Raw genomic sequence first — 596 nt, 5'->3', positions numbered from 1 at the left:
CAGCCGTCCGCTCCGGGCTCGGCGCGCAGCAGCCGGTCGAGGGTCGGGCCGAGCGCGAGGCGGCGGGCCGGGCGCCCGGGCAGGGTGATCCGGACGTCCTCCTGGGCGAGCGCGTCCGCGCAGTGGGTCTCCAGGCCGAGGCGCAGCGTCCAGGCGGTGACCTCGTCCCCGCTGCGCCCGGCGGCCCGGTCCAGGGCGCGCAGGTCGTCGCGGAGGCGGTCGAGCAGTCCGGTACGGGCGGCGGCCAGCCGCTGGGGCTCGGCGGTGCGGCCGGTGGTCCGGGCGGACTCGGCCCACAGCTCGGGCTGGTGCAGGGCGGCGACGAGGCTGCCGATCGTCCAGGCCCAGACCTCCTCGCCTGGGCTGTCGGGACCGTCGGCGGTGTCGGCGGCGGCATCGGAGGTGTCGGCGGCATCGGAGGCACCGGCGGCGAGCCGGTAGCCGGCCAGGCCGAGCGCGTGCAGCACCCGGGGGTGGGCCGGGTCCCTGAGCAGCAGCTCGCGGTAGGCCTCCCAGGCCTCGCGGTGGCGGCCGTCGAGGACGGCCTGGTGCGCCTCGTGCTCGGCGAGCAGGGCGAGCGCGCCGGCCACCCGCTC

General features: G+C 79.5%; 1 protein-coding gene. It reads right to left on the bottom strand.

The window, feature by feature from the left end; genetic code table 11:
- Nucleotides 1-596, bottom strand: a 596-nt coding sequence (locus tag AE652_RS42705) for a hypothetical protein (protein ID WP_049661754.1), incomplete at both ends; no start/stop codon positions are given.

This window comes from Kitasatospora sp. MY 5-36 (assembly GCF_001182915.1).
GTDB lineage: Bacteria > Actinomycetota > Actinomycetes > Streptomycetales > Streptomycetaceae > Kitasatospora.
This window is presented reverse-complemented; position numbering and strand designations above follow the sequence as displayed.